The organism is Agreia sp. Leaf210, from assembly GCF_001421485.1.
Lineage (GTDB): Bacteria > Actinomycetota > Actinomycetes > Actinomycetales > Microbacteriaceae > Agreia.
This window is the reverse complement of record NZ_LMKK01000004.1, coordinates 181,791-199,775: the sequence shown is the minus strand read 5'-3', so window position 1 is coordinate 199,775 and position 17,985 is coordinate 181,791. Positions and strand designations below refer to the sequence as shown.

Here is a 17,985-nt window from a genome sequence, read left to right as displayed (position 1 = left end):
TCAGCGTTCGCTCCTCGCTCTGTCGACCGTCGTTTCGGCTACCCCATCATGGTGCGCTCATGCCGTGCGGTAGCTGGGCGTGGTTGCTCACACGCTGACGCTCGGTCTGCTCGCTCTCTCGCGCTGCTTCTCCTGCCAACGCAGCAAGTGGGTCAGAGCCGTCAGGTGCGGGAACTCGATGAGCATGCCCAGGATGATCGCCGCGTAGACGACGGGCTGATCAGGCAGAGCGACGGTCGTGACGGCGAGCATCAGCGGCGCGTTGCGAGCAGAGGTCGTCATGGTCAGCAGCGCCCGCGCGGGATAGCCGAGGCCGAACAGGCGGGCGACTCCCTCGCCGATCACGAAGACGACGACGAAGAAGAGGAAGACGACCAGCAGCACCCACGCGAACGAGGCCGGGTCGGCGAGGATCGTTCCGACGTTGCCGCCGAACAGCCCGAGGATCACCACGGCGATCACGAGGGGAACCAGCCTGTCTGCTGCGGCAACGATGCGCTCCCGCGTCGCGACAGCGAGGCACAGCCGCAGCAGCAGTCGCGCTCCGAGCGCGACCCCGGCCGGCACGGCGAACCACGTGACGAGCGTCGGAGCGATCTCGACAGGCGAGCTCCCCACCTGCTGGCCCCCGAAGAGGCCGAGCCAGACGGGATAGAGCACCAGCTGCAGCGTCATCTGAATCGGGATGAGCGCCGCCCCCGTCGTCGTGTCACCGCCGGCCATGCGGGTGAAGCCGAGGAACCAGTCGGTGCAGGGGAACAGGCAGTAGATCAGCACTCCCAATCGCAGCGCCTGCTCGGGCAGCAGGAGCGAGGTCAGACAGAACGCGATCAGCGGAACCAGGGCGAAGTTGAAGGCCAGTGCGAGCAGCACCGTTCGAGGCGCACGCTTCAGCGCGGCGAGGCTGTCGAGCCGCAGCGTGAACACGAGCAGCCCGACCAGCACCATGATCGACGGATCCACCATCGACGCGAGGGCGCCACCCGCAGCGGGAGCGAGTGCGCCCGTCAGGCTGCCGACGAGGATGGCGGCGACGAAGAGTACGGTCACAGCCCAGGGGCGAGGCGTTGCGGTCAGCACGCGCACTCCACTCCACAGCACGACAGATCGTCGGTGAGCATGCCCGCGGTGCGCCATTCCTCGAGGCCGCTGCAGTCCTTGCCCTGCGCCTCGCCGATCACACGAGCGACGTGGGCGAAGCGCTGTCTGAACTTGTAGATGAAGCAGAACTTCAGTGCACCGTGCCGCATCGCCGGACCCGACAGGAAGAGGCCGGGGGTGATCGTGGACTGATCGTCGTCGTCGAGTTCGGGCCACCCGTCGCGGCGCAGCGTGAACAGCTCGGAGACCGGGCCCAGACCCGGGCCGAAACCGGTGGCGGCGATCGGGCGAGAGTCGGCACGGATGCGCGTGCCGTTGTCGAGGCTCGCGATCCACTCGGCGCCGTCGCGTTTGATGCTGCTCGCGTGAGCTGTGGTCAGGGTCAACCGGCCGGTCGCGGCGGCGGCGTCGAGACGCATTCGTGAACGCGGGGCGAGGCGGAACGAGGGATCGGAGCCCGAGCCGGCATCCCAGGGGCTCCCGGCATCCACGACCGTGACCCGCGCGCCGTGCTCGACGTGGTGGCAGGCGATATCGATACCGGATTCGTAGCCGCCGATCACGATCACCCGGCCCGAGCGCGGCTCCCAGGCCTCGGGGGTGGCGGAGTGATCGGCGAGGCCGATGCCGGACAGGCGCGCGTCGGGGCGATCGGAGAACTCGCCGCCGGCCCACACGACGGTGCGCGCGGACACCGGTCCTCGCGAGGTCGCCACCGTGAACCCGTCGCCGGCCGCCTCCACCGCGGTCACCTCGGTATCCGACAGCACCGGCACCTGAAAGTGCTTCACCACGCTGCGCAGATACTTGGCGTACTGCGGCCCGGTGAGGTAGTCGGCGCCCAGGCTGAACGCAGGCGACGTGCGCGGGTGCACCGCGTTGAGGTCGGTCGCGCCGAACCCATTGCCCGTGAACGAGGGAGTGAGAAAGGTCTGCTTCGTCGGCCAGTCGAGGAACGTCTGACCGATCTGACCGCGATCGACCACGCCGACCAGCAGGTCGTCGACCGCCGAGAGGGCCAGCGCCGTGCCGATTCCGGCCGGGCCGGCGCCGATGACGAGCGCGTCGAGGGGCTTGGACGTGGGAGCCATGTCGCTTCGGGAGGTCATTGCGCGAGCACCCCGTAGACCACGTGATCGTCGAGGTACTGCCAGACCGTGCCCGTCTCGGCGAATCCGGCGCTCGCGAGGCTCTCGAGGTGGAAGCCGAGCGTGACCTTCGGCGGCGCCTCGTGCAGTTCGGCTCCCCAGACCTCCGACCGTCGCGCGAGGGCGTCGGCGTAGCGAGGCGCATCGGCGACGGCCTGCCACCACTCGTCCCAGGTGTCGGTGTCGCCGGCGAATGTCGACTCCTGCATGGCCGCGTCGTCGGCGAGGGCCACGCGAGCCAGTGTGCTCTCGTGCCGAGCGCTGTACGACAGGTGGTCGCCGTTCAAGACGATGCTGCCCGGGCGCATCAGATCGGGCAGGGCCCGATAGACATCGGCGAGGGTTCCGGGCTTCAACCAGTGCAGCGCGGTCGACGAGACCACGGCGTCGAACGGCGCGGCCGCGATGGCCGGATGCTCGGGCCAGTCTGCGTGGGCGAGGTCGAGTTCGGCGGTCTGCAGGCGAGCATCGTCGGCAGCGAGGTCGGCGGCGATGGCCAGAAGTGCCGGGTCTTTGTCGGCGACGACCGCGCGGCCGTTCGGAACGTGACCGAGAACGTGCAGAGCCAGCGAGCCCGTGCCCCCGGCGAGGTCGAGGATGCGCGGCTCGGCGACGTCGGAGCAGACAGCGGCGACGACGCGGGCGATGGTGTCGAAGCGCTCGGCGCGGTGTCGGATGTAGCCGGTCTGCTGCGCGTCCCAGCGGGCCGCGAGGGAGCGTGCGGTGTCGAGGATGCTGAGGTCTGTCATGCGGTTTCCTTTGTTCGAGGGGAGGGATTCGGCGAGGGCAGGGAGAAGGAGAGGCGCGCACGCCCATCCGGCCCCTGATGCGAGTGGGTCGTCACGTCGTACACCTCGTCGAGTAACGGCGGCAGAAGCACGTCGGCCGGGCGCCCCGCGCCTGCGACGCGTCCGCGATGCAGAACGACGACGTGATCGCACACCTCGGCCGCGAGGTCGAGATCGTGCAAGACGATCACGACCGTCGGAGCGATGCGCCGCAGAAGCGAGACGATCTCGAGTCGGTGCCTGATGTCGAGGTGGTTGGTGGGTTCGTCGAGCAGAACGTGGCTCGCACCGTGGGCGAGCGCTCGCGCCAGCGCCACCCGCTGCAGCTCTCCGCCTGAGAGGGTCGACAGCCGGTCGAACGCTCGGTGCGACAGTTCGACCGCCTCGAGGGCGTCGGCGACTCTGTCGTCGAAGGCGGCCCCGCCCGAGCGCAGAACCCCGTGCTCGGCGAGCCCGCCGAGCGACACCTCGTCGACGATGCGCAGCGAGGGGTCGGGCTCGCTACGCTGCCCCACCTCGGCGACGTGGCGCGCGATCCAGCGTCGGGGCCGGATGCGGAGGTCGTTGCCATCCAGAGCGATCCGGCCCGACGACAGTGGCGTGGCGCGAACGAGGGCGCGCAGCAGGGTGGTCTTTCCGCTTCCGTTCGGCCCGACGATGCCGGTGACCGCCCCGGTCTGTGCGGTGAACGAGACGTCATCGAGCAGCACCCGGCGGCCGATGCGTACGGTCACCGCCTCGGCTTCGATCACGGCAGTGTCGAGAGAAGCCCGCGCACCTGCTGCGGTCCGGCGATCGAGAGCATGCTGGGCGGGTCGGTGTAGGGGAACTGCAGCGCTACGACGCGTCCCTTCTGCACCGCCGACAGGGCGGACACCCCGGGAGCGCTCATGAAGCTGTCGATGACGTCTTTCGGCTCGCCGCTGGAATAGAGCAGCACGATGGTGGCCGGGTCACGCGAGATGATGTCCTCGATGTTGGCGTCGAAGACCCGCTCGGGGGAGTCGGCGTAGACGTTGGTCAGCCCCGCGGCCGCAAAGACCGGCGTCACCATGCTCGGGCCGCCGTAGGGCGAGAGAACGCTCCCGCCGGATGACACGTAGAGGGCGGCGGCGGTTCCGGCATCCGGTGCCTCTGAACCGAGGCTCGCCGTGCCCTGGGCGACGACCTGCTCGGCCTGATCGCTCTCGCCCAGGAGGGCGCCTAGGGTGCGGACTTCGCTCCAGACGCGGTCGAAGGTGGCCGGTTGGCTGAGCTCGGGGCCGGGGTTCGCGCAGTAGGCGCTGGGTGTGTACACGGCGATTCCGCTGGCGGCGAGGGCGGCTCGGTCGACCGCGTTCTCGGGCGCGATCACCAGATCCGGCCTGGCTCCGAGGATGCTCTCCTGCGACACGATCGATCCGCCGGTCGCGTTCTTCTCTGTCGAGAGCAGGTCGAGCGAGTCGAGGGTCGTGTAGGTGGAGTCCTTATAGAGGCCCGGCTGCACGGTCGAGGTGAGGGCGACCACGCGGTCGACGGCGTCGAGCGCCTCGAGGTTCGGCAGAGAGTCGTTGTTCACGAGAACGATGCGCTTCGCGGGCGCCGCAAGAGTGACCTCCGATCCGCAGTTCTCGATGGTGATGGGCGCGTCGGCGGAGTCGCTCGTGGATCCGCCGACGTCGGTCGCGGATGCGGTCGGCGCGCAGGCGCTGAGCGCCGCGAGGGTCAGCGCGGTGACGGTGAGGGCCGCCGGCAGGCGCCGGAAGAGGGGTGTGTTCATCGGGTTCTTTCTAGAGGGGGCTACGAGGTGTGTGCGGGTGAGGAGGATGTGCGAAGCAGCAGGAGCAGGAAGGGGGCGCCGATGATTCCGGTGATGACGCCCACGGGAATCTCTTGAGGAGCGAAGGCGGTTCTCGCCACGGTGTCGGCGGCGACAAGCAGGATGGCGCCGAGGAGCGCGGAGATCGGCAGCACGACGCGGTGACGGCCGCCCGCCAATCGGCGAGCGAGATGGGGCACGACCAGGCCGATGAAGCCGACACCGCCGACCGCGGCTACGGTGACGCCGACCATCGCCGAGACGCCCACCATCAGGGCGATGCGGGTGCGCTCGGGGTCGATTCCCGCCGATCGGGCGGAGTCGTCGCCCGAGGCCAGCGCGTCGATCATCGGCGCGATCACGATCAGGATGCCGATACCGACGGCCGCGGTGACGGCGGCGGCCGCGAGGGCGAGCGGTTGCACAGCGGCGAGCGACCCGAGCAGCCAGAACAGCACCGAACGGGCCGCCTCGGGGGAGTCGCTCGAGAACACGAGAAAGCTGGTGGCGGCATTGAGCGCGTAGCCGACGGCGAGGCCGGCCAACACCAGCCGTAGTGGGCCTCGACGATTGGCCACGCCTGCCAGCATCAGTACGAGCAGCACGGCGCCGATGGCGCCGGCGAGGGCGGCACCGGAGAACAGCAGGGCACTGCCGCCGCCGATCACGAGAACGACGAGGGCGACGCCGGTGGATGCGCCGGAGTTGAGTCCGAGCAGGTAGGGGTCGGCGAGGCTGTTGCGCACGAGCGCCTGAAGCATCGCTCCCGACACGGCGAGCACCGCGCCTGCTACCAGGGCCATCGCCACACGCGGCAGCCGGGTGCCCCACACGATCTGTTGGGCGGAGTCCGACCAGTCGCCGCGGCCGGTCGAGAAGACTCCGTCGCCGATGATGCCGATGACACTCGCCGGGGCTATCGGCACAGGGCCGATGCTCACCGCGACCAGCGCTGCGATGATCGCTGCACTCACCAGGGCAGCGATCATCACGGCACCGCGTCGTCGACCACGTCTGATCGACGAGACGACCTCGCGCTGGGCGAGGCTCGTCATCCGTGAGGAGCTTTCGCTTCTCACCGCTGAGGAGCTTTCGCTTCTCACCCCTGGCGGGCTTTGAAGCGAGGGTTGAGCTTGTTGATCACGAACACGCGGCCGCGCCGTCTGACGACCTGCGAGCCGGGCATCTTCTTCATTGACTTGATCGAATTGCGGACCTTCACAGCTGCCTCCATTTGTTATTGAGAACGATTCTCACATACAGTAACTCACTATGAACGAGTCCTCCGACAGCCACCCGATCTCCCGTATCGCCGGTCTGGCCGTCACGCTCGTCTCGTCGAGTGATCGTCTTCGCGCCGAGCAGATCGCCGCCATCCTCAGTGGATGCGCAGCCTCGGAGTCGCCCGCCGAACTCGATCTCGGAGGCGATGACGACGCGACGTTCGCCGTCGAGCTCGCCGAGCAACTCGCATCCGAGTACGACGACGGCCTCACGGGCAACACCGTGGTCGTGCTGGAGCCGGGTGCGGACATCGTCGAGATCGCCCTGGTGCTCGAGCACATGCTCGATGGTCGTCGGCCGCGCGTTCCCGTGGGCATTCGCGACGTGGTGGCGGTGAGCTCCGTGCGCGAGGTGGGCCAGCAGCTTCTCGGCTGGGCAAGCCAGGCGGCCGACCAGATCGACGACTTCACCTCGCCCGGGCGCCTGGCCTCTCGCCTCGAGTTCGCCAGCATGATCGTGCTGACCGATGTTCCCAACGCGGCTGCCGCAGAAGACACGCGGCTCGTGCTCGCACTTCTCGAGCGACTGGCGCCGTCGGCACTCGTGCTGACGCCCTTCGACGTGGCGCACGCAAGGCAGCTGTCAGGGTTGCTGGTGCGCGGCCGCGCCCGCCGGCTCGGGGCGTCGATGGGCTGGCAGCGGGAGCTCGTGGAGGGTGCGCCCGCGCATCCGGTGTCTGGGTGTTCGACGTTCGTGTTCCGCGACCCGCGACCGTTTCACCCGGGTCGCCTGCACGCGGCCGTGACTCTGCGGCTGACGCCGGAGAACGTCGGATGCATCGCGCGCTCGCGAGGATTCGTGCGGCTGGCGACGCGCGGCGGCCGGGTCGGGTCGTGGGCGACCGCTGGCAATGTGCTCGATCTCGAGCCGACCGAGATGCTCAGCTGGAGCTCGGACTCGCCGATCGGACAGGAGATCGTGTTCTTCGGCCCCGACCTCGACGAGATGGCGCTCGAGGCGGCGCTGTCGGAGTGTCTGCTCACGGCGGAGGAGCTGGCGGCGGGGCCGGAGGAGTGGGCGAGCTACCCGGATCCCTTCCCCGAGTGGATGGTCGAGCACCACCACTGAGGAGGGGCGCGCGTTGCCGCGTCGTGTCTGCTCGTCAGCTCAGCGCAGCCGTCAACTGCGAGAGCGAGTCGAGGCGAAAATCCGCGAGCCGCGCTTCCTCGCGCTGAGCGTGGATGTACCCCCACGGCCCGCGACGAAGAAACGCAGTGTGCATGCCGGCATCGCGTGCAGGCAGAATGTCGTTGTCTAGACGGTCGCCGACATAGAGCATGACGTCGGGATTGCGGTCTGCGCGCTGCGCGATTCGAGAGAAGAACTCGGGTGCGGGCTTGGCGACACCCCACTCGGTCGACGATGCGACGAAGTCGGCCTCGAACCCCAGTGCGTGCACCTGTGCAACGGCACCGACGGGTTGGTTGCCCGCGATGCCGACAAGAAACCCGGCCGCGCGGGCCGCAAGGAGACAGGGTACAGCGTCGGCGTAGAGGTCCGCTCGCTCGATTCGCGCAGGGAGAGCGGGCGGCTCGACCTCGAGCACGTCCCAGACTCGGCGGTGGTCTTCTCCTCGTTCGATCAGCGCCCCCAATGTGCCCATCAGTGCGAAGGGCGTGACCCCCACCTCCGCGGCGTGAAGAGACCAGGCGCGAGACTCGTCGACCAGTGTCTCGCCGACATCGAAGACGATCGCCTGCAGTCCCTCGGGAAGGGTGATCTTGTCCATAGCTCAGATTGTCTCGTGCAGCTGGCGAACTGTCGTGCTGTCGCTGTGTGGGTCGTTGGTTGCGATTACTGATGCTGGCGGGCGCGCTGCCGCCGCAATTCAGGAACAACCGAACCTCGGCGTGCAGAACTGCTCGATTTCGGCCGAATCTCCTGAATAAGAGCGGCGCTGCGGCTTCTCGCCCGCCCCTAGGGTTGTGGTCATGGTTGAGCTGATCCTCTACTCCATTCCGTCAGTGATCTACTTCATCGTCCAGGGCAGCAGGAAGCGTCTGGGCCGCCGCGAGGCCGCCGAGCGTCTGGGCGCAGCGTGGGGCCGAGGCAGCGACTATCTGTGGGCTGCAGCCCTGCTCATTCCCCTTGGAGTGCTCGGCTATCTCGCCATCGCGGCAATCCCCGACGGCGCAACGCAGGCTCCCGGGGTGACGTTGGCGGCCGTGACGTCTGTGGCGGCAGCCGTCGCGGTCGTAGCCAGGGCGCTAGGCGAAGAGATCCTCTTTCGCGGTCTGATCGGCGGCGTGCTTCTTCGCAGACTAGGTTTCATTCGCGGCAATCTGCTCCAGGCGGCCATCTTCTTGGTTCCGCACCTGCTCTTGCTCCTTGTCGATCCGGCCCTGTGGCCGATCCTTCCCGTGCAGTTCGTCGCGGGCCTCCTGCTCGGATGGCTGCGCTACCGGTCGGGCAGCGTCGTGCCGGGTGCGCTGTCGCACGCGGTCGCCAACATCGGCGCAGGTCTGCTCGCGGCCTGAAAGCTGCACAAATCGAGGCGCGACTCGCTCAGCGGCCTGCGCGCAGAATCGCGCGCTCGTCGACCGCCGTGAGCCCCGACCGGCGCTCGCGGTCGATGCCGCGGGCAAGTTCGTCGGCGTGCACGCGCGACAGCGTCTCGTGAAGCGATCGCCGGATGCCCCCTGAGGCCAGGTAGGCGGCTCCCGATCGCTGCGCAAAGGCCGCATCGCTGAGCGGAAGCCACAGGGGAAGCGACCTGGGCCCGGCCCAGTAGTGCACGTCGTGGGCGAGCAGCGCCTCGTCAGAGAGCTCGACGACCTCGCCGTCGTAGCCGGCGACCTCTGCTGCAGCGTGCAGGAAAGCCGCCAGGGGAATCACCTCGCCGACGACATTCACCGCGCCCGACAGGCGATCGCGGCCCGCGCGCTCGATCCACGCGGCGAGGTCGGAGACGTCGATCGCCTGCACGAACCGATCCGCAGTTGTGGGGGCGAGCACGGGGCCTGAGCGGCTGAAGCGTGCCGGCCAGTAGCCGAAGCGGTCGCTTGGGTCGCCGGATCCGACGATGAGTCCCGGTCGGGCCACGAGCAGCCGGTCGCCGAGGTGCTCGAGGCTCGAGCGCTCCGCCGCGACCTTCGCATCGGCGTGCTCCGAGGTGTCGCGAGGCTCCACTACGGCGGCCGACTCGTCGGCATCCGGTTCATCGTTTCGGCTGTACACCGAGACGCTCGACACGAGCGTCCAATGGGCGACGCGCGAGGCGAGCGCGTCGAGGGCCGGGCCGACGAACCGTGGATCGTGGGAGAGCTCGATCACGTCATCCCACTCGCCGATAACACCGTCGTATGCGTGGGCAGACAGCCGATCGCTCCGCACGAGATGCGCAGCATCGGGAACGGACCCCGAATCACCGCGAGCGAGGCAGGTGACCTCTGCGCCCTCCGCCACCGCTCGCTGCGCGATCTCGCGCCCCAACCAGCCCGTTCCACCCAGCACAAGCACCCGTCGCATGAACCCAGTCCATCGGTCGACGCGGCAGTGCGTGGCTCGCTTCGCCCAGGGCGCAACGGGCATGGCAGGCTCGACTCATGCAGAACGCCACGATCTCGGTCGACGCCAGCGCCCTCACCGAGCCGGTCGATCGGCAAGCCGCGATCGACTTCGAGACCTCGATTCAGAGAGACTTCGGCCTCGAGTCGGCGCATCGCGACCTGGCCGACGTGGTCGTGCGGGGTTTCTTCGTGGGCATCGGGGCCTCCCTCCTCGCGCTCGCCGCGGTTGTTCTCGTGACTATGAACGTTCTCGCGTTCGTTCAGCAGAGCACCCAGCCGCAGAAGCTCGACTATGTTCTCGTCGTCTATCCCCCTCTCGCGGTCGTCGCCATCACGCTCGCGATCGTGCTGCGAGTGCGCGCGTGGAAACGGAACGACCCGACCACCCGGCGATACAGGCTCGATCGTTTCGCGCGCGACAACGGCTGGAGCTACACGCCCGTCGTGCACACCCTCGTACGCCCCGGAATGATGTTCGACCTCGGCACGACGCGCATGACCTACGACATGATCACGCGTGACGAGCCGCGGCGGGTCGAGATCGGCGACCACAAGTACCACCCGAGCGCTCTCAGCAAGACGGTCGAGCGCCGTGGCTACATCGGCATCAGGCTCGACGCGGCCCTGCCGCACATCGTGCTCGACTCGACGGCCAACGACTTCCGCTCCGAGGGTTCGAGCCTGCGCTTCCGCGTCGACCCCGATCAGCGGCTGAGCCTCGAGGGCGACTTCGACACCGCCTTCACGCTGTACTGCCCTGCGGGCTACGAACGCGATGCGCTTTACCTGTTCACGCCCGACATCATGGCCCGTTTCGTCGACTTCGCCGCCGACTTCGACGTCGAGATCGCCGACGACTGGCTTATGCTCTCGACCCGCGACACGGTCGCCACCCTCGATCGCGAGAAGTGGCGCGGTCTGCTCGAGCTCGTCGCGGCGCTCGAGCAGAAGCTCGGTCAGTGGGCGCGCTGGCGCGACACTCAGACGCTGGCGCCCGGCGGCGAGGGCTCGGCCCGATCGGCCAGCGCACGAGCGTCGGATGGCGCGGCCGCGCGCGTGCTGCGGCCGCTCGCGCCACTCGATTCGTCGGGGCCGCAGGCGCATCCGGATGCCCGTGTCGCAGCCCCTGCCCGGGTCGCCAGGGCGGGCCGTCGGCTCGGAAGCCGTCGCTTTCGCTGGGCGCCGGTGTCTGGCTTCATCATCGCCATGGCTCTGCTGCTCGGACCGCTTCTTCTGGCGCAGATCCTCTTCGGCTAGAGGGCGGCCGTGCTGCCCCGGATCGTGAGTTCGGGGTCGATGAACTTGACCACCGAGGCCGCGTAGTCCGGATCCGCGATTCTGCGGATCAGATGCTGCACGGCCTCGCGGGCGAGGCCATCGGGCGACGTCTCGACGGCAGAGAAGGGCAGCTGAAAGCTGCGCCCGAACTCTCGGGGAAACAGGCTGACGACCGACAGATCTTCGGGCACTCGCGTTCCGCGTCGCGCGAGCACGCGTGGCAGGGCGGCGATGGATGCGTCGTTGTGCACGATCATGGCCGTCGCGGTCGTTCGGTGGTCGAGCATCTCGTCGAGGCTGCGATCGATGGCCGGCTGCTGCGATTCTCCGTAGTAGCTGGAGAGCGTCATGTTGTACCGGGCGGCGCGTTCCATGGCGGCGTCGCGGAACCTCCAGGCGTAGGCTCCGCCTCGTTCGAAGACATGGCGGGGCGGCGTCAGCAGGACCACTTCGCTGTGACCGAGTTCGTGCAGATGGTCGATCAGCAGTCGGGCCGCCTCGCCGAAGTCGAGGTCGAAGACGTCGAGGCCATCGATGTCGCGGGGCAGCCCGATCAGCGCTCCTGGCTGGCGAGCGCCGCGGAGTGCTTCGAGCCGCGGATCATCGTGGGTGACGTCGAGCAGAAGTACCCCGTCGACCATGTTCGACGAGGTGATGCGCCGCACGGCGCCCGGCCCGTCGGAGTCGGTCACCATCAGCAGGTCGTAGCCCTCTTCGCGAGCAGCCTCGGAGATGGCGTAGATGTACTGCAGCATTGCCGGGGGGAACTCATCGTCGTGGAACTGCAGGAAGAGGGCCAGCACCATCGTCTGCGAGGTGGCCAGCGCACGAGCGCCGGCGTTGATGGTGAAACCGAGTTCCGCAATGGCCGCTTGGATGCGCTCATTCGTCTCGCCCGAGATCGGACGCTTGCCTGACAGCGCGTACGACACGGTGCTGCGCGAGACGCCCGCTACACGGGCGACATCTCCGATGGTGGCCATGATGCTCCTCAGATGTTCGTCGAACCGATTCGATGAGTTATCGGCTTCCGGATGCGATATCCGCACCTTCATTGTCGTCGAACCCGAGCCTTCTTCAGCGAAAAATGCTCTGCGCCACGCCAAGGAAGCCTTGCGCCGCCCAAAACAGCCCTATACACTCATCGAACCGGTTCGATGAACGTCGAACACCCGTAAGCAACGGCGCTGACACGTGAAGGACTCGCTCGAGAGCGGATCTTCCGGGACACCCCTCAGGCGCCGCCACCGACACCGATGAGAGGTTTCCCCCGTGGCCCCGATCGCATTCCCTCAACGCCGACACCGGCGTTCTCCACTCCTGGCGGGTGGCGTCGTCACGGCGCTCGCTCTCGCCTGCCTCTCCAGTTCGCCTGCAGTGGCGCTGCAGCCGGCGGCCCTTCAACCGGGGGCGGCGCTGCCCACGGCGGCCCCCATTCCCGACGACGCCCTGATCCTCGACTACGACTTCGAGCAGAAGAACGTCACCGACTCCACGGTCGTCGACCAGTCGGCCCGGGGGCTCGACGGAGCCATCACCAACTTCTCTGCAGAGTCGCTCGTCGAGGGGCGCTCGCCGGGAACGACCGGCCTCGACCTCACGGGTGGCCCGGCTGATTCGACGACGGCGCCCTTCGTGACGGTTCCGAAGGGTCTGTTCACAGACCTGGATGCCGTGACGATCTCCGCGTGGACGAAATGGTCGGGCTACGACGGCGGCTTCCAATGGCTCTACGGCCTCGGAGCCAGCCAAGACAACTCCGTGTTCTTCACGCCCAAGTTCCGAGACGGCAACAACACCACCGTCTCGGCGGTCAAGCCGACCTCGACCGGGGGCCAGGCGAACGCCGCCTCCAGTTCGGTGATGGCGAAGGACACGTGGGTCAACGTCACGACCGTGCTCGACGGGTCGACGATCGTGTCGTATCTGAACGGCCTCGAGGTCGCGCGGGCAGATGCCTCGCTCGACATCGGCGCGACGCTGAGCCCGGATTCGGCGAAGAACAGCGGCTTCATCGGACGCGCGCTCTGGAACGTGCACCCCTACTACGACGGCGTCGTCGACGACTTCACGGTGTACAACCGAGCCCTCGACGCCGAGCAGGTCGCCTCTCTGGCCGGCCCGGCTGTGCCCACCGTGACCTCGGTGACCCAGCTGACGGTCGACACGACTACCCCCGTCGGCGAGGCTCCCGCGCTCCCCGGGGTGCAGGCGCTCTACTCCGACGGAGTCGAACGTGTCGCCCCGGTGACCTGGGACGCTGTGTCCGACCCGACGCTCTACGACACCCGCAAGAAGACGTTCACGGTCAAGGGCGTCGTCACAGGCACCGACACCGAGGTCACCGCCACCGTCACCGTCGTCGAAACCGGCGAATTGACCGTTGACCTCGGCTCATCCACCGGTGCGTTCATGGGCGGCGCCTCGGGAACGCTCTACGGCGTCTACGGCCAAGACGTTCCCTCGAACAACCTGCTCGAGGGCATCAAATTGCGCACCGTTGCCACGAAGGCCCAAGACGGCCCACAGCATCCGGGTGCCGACGCGCTCGAGATCGTGAAGCCTCTGGCCGACAGCTCGAATGGCGACGTCTACATCTACATGACCGACATCTACCGAGGATTCCCCTACCAGGTGCCCGGCGACACGGGCGATGAGAAGCTCGCCGACTTCAAGGCCAAGATCGCCACGCAGGTCGATCAGGTGCTGCAGCTGCCCGCCGAGTACCAAGACAACATCGTCTTCGTTCCCTTCAACGAGCCCGAGGGCAACATGTTCGGCAACGGCAGCGAGAGCTTCTACGGCACGAGCTGGCTCGACGACCCTGCCCAGTTCTTCTCGGCCTGGGACGAGGTCTACGCGCTGATCAAGGGCAAGATGCCCGACGCCCGCATCGCCGGACCGAACACGAGCGTTCTGTACGACCAGGTACGCGGATTCATGCAGCACACCCTCGATGCGGTCACCGTTCCTGCTGTCATCACCTGGCACGAGCTGAGCGACCCGTCGGCGATCCGCCGCAACGTCGATCGCTACCGTTCCTGGGAGCCGGAGCTCTTCGCCGGCACCGCATACGAGGGCAAGCAGCTGCCGATCAACCTCAACGAGTACGCCTTCAACTACCACACCTCCGTTCCCGGGCAGATGATCCAGTGGATCTCGGCGCTCGAAGACAAGAAGGTCGACGGCGACATCGCGTACTGGAACATCGACGGCAACCTCAGCGACTCGGCCGTTCAGTCCAACCGGGGCAACGGCCAGTGGTGGCTCCTCAACTCCTACGGGCAGATGACCGGAGACACCGTGGCGGTGACGCCGCCGTCGCTCGACAGTTACACCGTGCAGGGCGTGGCCACGCTCGACACCGCCAAGAAGCGGGCGCAGGCACTGATTGGAGGCGCCTCCGGCAAGCAGGCCGTGTACTTCGACGACGTTCCGCAAGACGTCTTCGGCTCGAACGTGCACGTTCTCGTCAGAGAGATCCGCTGGACGGGGCAGCTCGGCGATTCGAGCGAACCAAAGGTGGTCAAGGAGTACGACGCCTCTGTGAGCAATGACGCCGTGCGACTCGGCTTCGGTGACGACCTTCCGCAGCTCGACATTGACTCGGCCTACGAGATCGTCATCACCCCGGGCACCGACACGACATCGCCGGCCGTGCCGAGCGAGACGTGGCGCACGAAGTACGAGGCCGAAGACGCAGCCCACACGGGCACCGGATGGACCCGCAACGGACCCGAGGGGACGCCCAGCAACCAGGGTGGTTTCTACACCTCCGGCAACTACAACGTCGGCGGGCTTCGCACGGGTTCCGACGTGAAGCTCGACTTCGCGGTCGAGGCACCGGCCGACGGCGCCTACGATCTCAGCCTGTTCTCGAGCTCGCTGAACACGTACAACCTCAACGCCGATCAGGGACCGGTCAACGTGTTCGTTACGGTAGACGGCGGAGCCGAACAGGAGGTGTTCCTGCCGCTCGGCTACAAGTGGGTGGTCTGGGATCACGCCAACACGACGGTCGACCTGACGAAGGGCGCCCATACGATCTCGGTCTCGGCGAAGAGCCTCGATGGCTCACGCGGCACGCAGGGCGACGCGATCCTCGACAAGATCGAGTTGTCGCTCCCGGCGGCCGACACCGTTTCGCTCTACGAGGCGGAGAACGCCACGCTGTCGGCGGATGCAACCACCGACTACGACCGCGCCGGCGTGTCCGGCTCGGGCACGGTGACGCTCGCTGCCGGCGCCAGTTCCACCTTCTGGGTCTACTCCGCCGACGACTCGTATTCGACCCTGTCGTTCGCGACATTCGGAGAAGGTGAGGGCGCGATCGCGGTCAACGGCACGGCCGTGGGCTCGCTCACCGACAGCGCCGACACGACGGTGTTTCTGTCTGGCGGGGTCAACAAGGTGACCGTCACCGGCGCATCCGAAGCCCTGGTGCTCGACCGGCTCGCCGTCTCGAAGCCTGGCGCGAGCGCCGCGAAGGCGGCGGCGAACGGCGAGTATGAGGCCGAGGATGCGACGCTCACCGGGTCTGCCGCGACTCGTGCGCTCTCGCTGGCGTCTGGCGGCGAGGCCGTCGGCACCATCGGCGGAGCCCCCGGCAACGACTCCAGCCTCGAGTTCTCGAAGGTGAATGTCGACGCCGACGGCACGTACGCCCTCACCATCCGGTACTCGAATGAGGAGCAGTCGCCCGCGACGCACTACAACCCCGACCCGCTCGCCCGGTCCGCGACGCTCGACGTCAACGGCACCACGTCGACGGTGGCGTTCCCGCACTCGTTCCACCAGAACAACTTCTGGGAGCTGACGGTGCAGGTGCAGCTGAAGAAGGGTGACAACACGATCTCGTTCAGCTCGGAGGAGAAGCCGAACTTCGATGGCACGACGTTGATCTCGGATCAGTTCCCGGGAGTGCTGCTGCGGTCGCAGTATGCGCCGAACATCGACAGCATCTCGGTGGCTCCGTTCGTTCAGCTCGCCGGCTCCGAGCCGGGGGAGCCGGGCGAGCCGGGCGAGCCGGGTGGACCGGCCGACCCGGGCGCGAACCCGGTTCCCGGCGGCGGTTCTGACGCGGCCGGAACAGGCTCGGCGGGCAACGGGGGAAAGCTTGCGGCGACGGGAGCGGATTGGAGCTTCGTGGGCCTGCTCACCCTCCTGATGCTGGGGGCCGGCGCCGTGGTGCTCCGCAAGAAGAGAAGGAGCCAGCACTCCTAGAACGACTCGCGGCGTGGTCGTGCTCCTCTTCGGAGCGCGGCCACGCCGCCTTTTCGTGTGCTGGGCGACCGCTCGGTAGGGTCGATGGAGGGCGCGCAGAGAGCGGCCCGCCCGACCGAGGAGCGTGATGACCCAGTTCAGGTGGCGCTACGCCCTCTGGTCCCTGCTGCTGATTCCACTGATTCTGCCTCTGTCGGTGTTTGTCGAGTGGGTCGTCGAGAATTCGTCTCGCAGTGCGGATCCGCCCGACTACCCCCTCTCGGCGCATGTCTTCATCGGTTCCGTCGTCATCGTTCCCCTCGTGATTTTTATGTTCATCTACGAAGCCCGGGCGGCGCGTCGCTTCGCGGCGATACGAGCGCAATTTCCTCGAGCCGTCGTGATGGAGTTCGGTGTCAGCCGTGAACTGCGAGCTGCTCTGCAGCAGCTTCTCGGTCGGCGTCTGGCCGGGCCCGTCGTGGCATCGATGGTCGTCGTCGTGTCCGAAACAGCAATCGGTCTGCACCGCCGTGCCGACCCGACGAAACCCGAGATCGTTCTGCGCTGGAGTTCGATCGGTCGGGTCGCCGTCGTGCGCGAAAGAAGAACGATCGATCTCGTCGTCGAGGTCCTCCGGTCGAGCACATCAGAGAGCGCAGCTCAATCCGACTCGCTGATCATCAATCTGCCCATGGTGCTCAACCACTCACCGAGTCCGCAGCGTTACGCGGGTCGCCGCGAGGTGCTCGAAGCGGCGCTCGACGGCGTCGCGTCGTGGCGCGAGCACCGCTTCGTGGCCGGAGAGCCACAGGCATGAGCGCCCTTCCTCCCCTGCCGTCGATTCGCAAGCCACCCCGCAGGTTGCCCTCGTGGCCGGTCTGGGTGCTCTTCGTCGTGATTCTAATTGCCGGCACGATCGCTCTCGCCCTGCTCGGTGTCAACAAAGACGCCGCGGCGAACGGCCTCGATTTCCAACGCGACGCGGTCGGCCGCAGCATCGTGCTTACGGGAACCCTGTCGAACGTCGGCACGACCTCGGGCCTGCCCAAGACCACCAGCTACTACGAGGTCGCGATTCCGGATGCCGACGGCGGCCCCGACGAGATCGTCACGTTCTCCGGCGGCGAGCAGTGGGGCTTCCCGCCCTCGAAGGACTACCCGGCCGAGCGGTCTTTTCTCGTGGTCACCGACGACCCGCCCCGCGTGGTCAAGCAGGGGGCCGTCGGCAGCGTCGATCCGGTAACCGATGAGACGGTGCGCGATGCCGAGCGCGCCATGGCCATCGCTCAGACGGTGTGGGTGGTGGGCGTTGTCATCTTCTGGATCTTGGCGGCGGGGCTCCCCGTGCTCGGAACCGTGCTCGCGGTGCTCCGGCATCGCACGCGCAACGGGGTCGTTCCGCGCATCTAGTGCGTCGCGAACTCAGTACTCGCCAAACGCCGGTGCCTGGGCGCGCTGCGTCGTCATGGCCTGAGAATTCAGTTCCGCGCACCAGATCGGGTACACCCGGAAGCCGCGCTTTCCCGGCCGGCGACCGGAGGTGATGCCGAGTCGGGCGAGGTGCTCGCGGGTGAACCTGAAGACCCCGCGTCTGCCCTGCTGTTCCACGAAGACGAGCAGTCCGGAGGAAAGATCGTCGCCGCCGAATGGCATCGTCGTTCCGTCTGAGTCGCGCTGCCAGAACGCGACGAAGGCTCCCGGCTTGGTCGGGGTGTTCCGCGCGGTGCGGATGTGCCACGCCTCGTCGTCGATCTGCGCGACTCCCGACTCGTAGTCGCTGTTCTGCGCCTCCGGGGTCACCGTGACGGTCATCCCCATCTCGGCCGCGTAGCCCTCGAACGCAGTGAATTGCACCCGGCCAAGCTACCCCACCCGCG

The 17,985-nt window shown here is 67.6% G+C and carries 17 protein-coding genes; 6 read left to right on the top strand and 11 right to left on the bottom strand.

Annotated features, from left to right (window positions below):
- Nucleotides 1-87: 87 nt before the first annotated feature.
- From ASE64_RS15590 to ykgO, 7 genes are read right to left on the bottom strand one after another with little or no spacing between them, the layout of a single operon-like run.
- Complete coding sequence (locus ASE64_RS15590) at nucleotides 88-1,080, bottom strand: arsenic resistance protein (protein ID WP_055783185.1); 993 nt, start codon at nucleotides 1,078-1,080, stop codon at nucleotides 88-90.
- Nucleotides 1,074-2,192 carry an NAD(P)/FAD-dependent oxidoreductase gene (locus tag ASE64_RS15585; RefSeq protein WP_055783182.1) on the bottom strand — a complete coding sequence of 373 codons (1,119 nt, stop codon included), beginning with the start codon at nucleotides 2,190-2,192 and terminating at the stop codon, nucleotides 1,074-1,076. The genes ASE64_RS15590 and ASE64_RS15585 overlap by 7 nt, the downstream gene beginning before the upstream one ends.
- 14 nt (nucleotides 2,193-2,206) lie before the next feature.
- Nucleotides 2,207-2,998: a class I SAM-dependent methyltransferase gene (locus ASE64_RS15580; RefSeq protein ID WP_055782630.1), complete on the bottom strand. Its 792-nt coding sequence runs from the start codon at nucleotides 2,996-2,998 to the stop codon at nucleotides 2,207-2,209.
- On the bottom strand, nucleotides 2,995-3,789 hold the full coding sequence (locus tag ASE64_RS15575; RefSeq protein WP_055782626.1) for an ABC transporter ATP-binding protein: 795 nt from the start codon (nucleotides 3,787-3,789) through the stop codon (nucleotides 2,995-2,997). The genes ASE64_RS15580 and ASE64_RS15575 overlap by 4 nt, the downstream gene beginning before the upstream one ends.
- On the bottom strand, nucleotides 3,786-4,796 hold the full coding sequence (locus ASE64_RS15570; protein ID WP_055782624.1) for an ABC transporter substrate-binding protein: 1,011 nt from the start codon (nucleotides 4,794-4,796) through the stop codon (nucleotides 3,786-3,788). Before ASE64_RS15570 ends, ASE64_RS15575 begins: the two co-directional genes overlap by 4 nt.
- Before the next feature lie 20 nt (nucleotides 4,797-4,816).
- Nucleotides 4,817-5,890 carry a FecCD family ABC transporter permease gene (locus ASE64_RS15565; RefSeq protein WP_055782621.1) on the bottom strand — a complete coding sequence of 358 codons (1,074 nt, stop codon included), beginning with the start codon at nucleotides 5,888-5,890 and terminating at the stop codon, nucleotides 4,817-4,819.
- Between the two features lie 44 nt (nucleotides 5,891-5,934).
- Entirely contained in the window at nucleotides 5,935-6,057 is a 123-nt protein-coding gene (ykgO, locus tag ASE64_RS15560) for a type B 50S ribosomal protein L36 (protein WP_044441107.1), read from the bottom strand.
- 50 nt (nucleotides 6,058-6,107) lie between these two features.
- Here ykgO and ASE64_RS15555 point away from each other — a divergent pair, with 50 nt between their 5' ends.
- Complete coding sequence (locus tag ASE64_RS15555) at nucleotides 6,108-7,187, top strand: GTP-binding protein (RefSeq protein ID WP_055782619.1); 1,080 nt, start codon at nucleotides 6,108-6,110, stop codon at nucleotides 7,185-7,187.
- 34 nt (nucleotides 7,188-7,221) lie between these two features.
- Here the strand turns inward: ASE64_RS15555 and ASE64_RS15550 are convergent, their stop codons facing one another.
- On the bottom strand, nucleotides 7,222-7,848 hold the full coding sequence (locus ASE64_RS15550) for an HAD family hydrolase (protein WP_055782615.1): 627 nt from the start codon (nucleotides 7,846-7,848) through the stop codon (nucleotides 7,222-7,224).
- Between the two features lie 202 nt (nucleotides 7,849-8,050).
- Here ASE64_RS15550 and ASE64_RS15545 point away from each other — a divergent pair, with 202 nt between their 5' ends.
- Nucleotides 8,051-8,596 (top strand): CPBP family intramembrane glutamic endopeptidase, encoded by a 546-nt coding sequence (locus tag ASE64_RS15545; protein WP_055783179.1) that lies wholly within the window; start codon nucleotides 8,051-8,053, stop codon nucleotides 8,594-8,596.
- Nucleotides 8,597-8,624: 28 nt separating this feature from the next.
- Here the strand turns inward: ASE64_RS15545 and ASE64_RS15540 are convergent, their stop codons facing one another.
- Entirely contained in the window at nucleotides 8,625-9,587 is a 963-nt protein-coding gene (locus ASE64_RS15540; RefSeq protein ID WP_055782612.1) for an NAD-dependent epimerase/dehydratase family protein, read from the bottom strand.
- A 77-nt stretch (nucleotides 9,588-9,664) separates the two neighbouring features.
- On the opposite strand from ASE64_RS15540, the gene ASE64_RS15535 reads away from it, so the two are divergent.
- Entirely contained in the window at nucleotides 9,665-10,885 is a 1,221-nt protein-coding gene (locus ASE64_RS15535) for a hypothetical protein (protein ID WP_055782609.1), read from the top strand.
- Here the strand turns inward: ASE64_RS15535 and ASE64_RS15530 are convergent.
- The gene (locus tag ASE64_RS15530) at nucleotides 10,882-11,889 is read right to left on the bottom strand and encodes a LacI family DNA-binding transcriptional regulator (protein WP_055782606.1); all 1,008 of its coding nucleotides are present in this window, start codon (nucleotides 11,887-11,889) and stop codon (nucleotides 10,882-10,884) included. The genes ASE64_RS15535 and ASE64_RS15530 overlap by 4 nt on opposite strands.
- 289 nt (nucleotides 11,890-12,178) lie before the next feature.
- On the opposite strand from ASE64_RS15530, the gene ASE64_RS15525 reads away from it, so the two are divergent.
- The 3 genes from ASE64_RS15525 to ASE64_RS15515 all read left to right on the top strand — a co-directional run bounded on the left by ASE64_RS15525 (nucleotide 12,179) and on the right by ASE64_RS15515 (nucleotide 17,518).
- Nucleotides 12,179-16,129: a LamG-like jellyroll fold domain-containing protein gene (locus ASE64_RS15525; RefSeq protein ID WP_156352004.1), complete on the top strand. Its 3,951-nt coding sequence runs from the start codon at nucleotides 12,179-12,181 to the stop codon at nucleotides 16,127-16,129.
- Between the two features lie 127 nt (nucleotides 16,130-16,256).
- The gene (locus ASE64_RS15520) at nucleotides 16,257-16,925 is read left to right on the top strand and encodes a hypothetical protein (protein WP_055782603.1); all 669 of its coding nucleotides are present in this window, start codon (nucleotides 16,257-16,259) and stop codon (nucleotides 16,923-16,925) included.
- Nucleotides 16,922-17,518, top strand: a complete 597-nt coding sequence (locus ASE64_RS15515; protein WP_156352001.1) for a hypothetical protein — start codon at nucleotides 16,922-16,924, stop codon at nucleotides 17,516-17,518. Before ASE64_RS15520 ends, ASE64_RS15515 begins: the two co-directional genes overlap by 4 nt.
- 12 nt (nucleotides 17,519-17,530) lie before the next feature.
- Here ASE64_RS15515 and ASE64_RS15510 read toward each other — a convergent pair whose 3' ends face one another.
- The gene (locus ASE64_RS15510; protein ID WP_055782598.1) at nucleotides 17,531-17,962 is read right to left on the bottom strand and encodes a MepB family protein; all 432 of its coding nucleotides are present in this window, start codon (nucleotides 17,960-17,962) and stop codon (nucleotides 17,531-17,533) included.
- Nucleotides 17,963-17,985 lie beyond the last annotated feature (23 nt).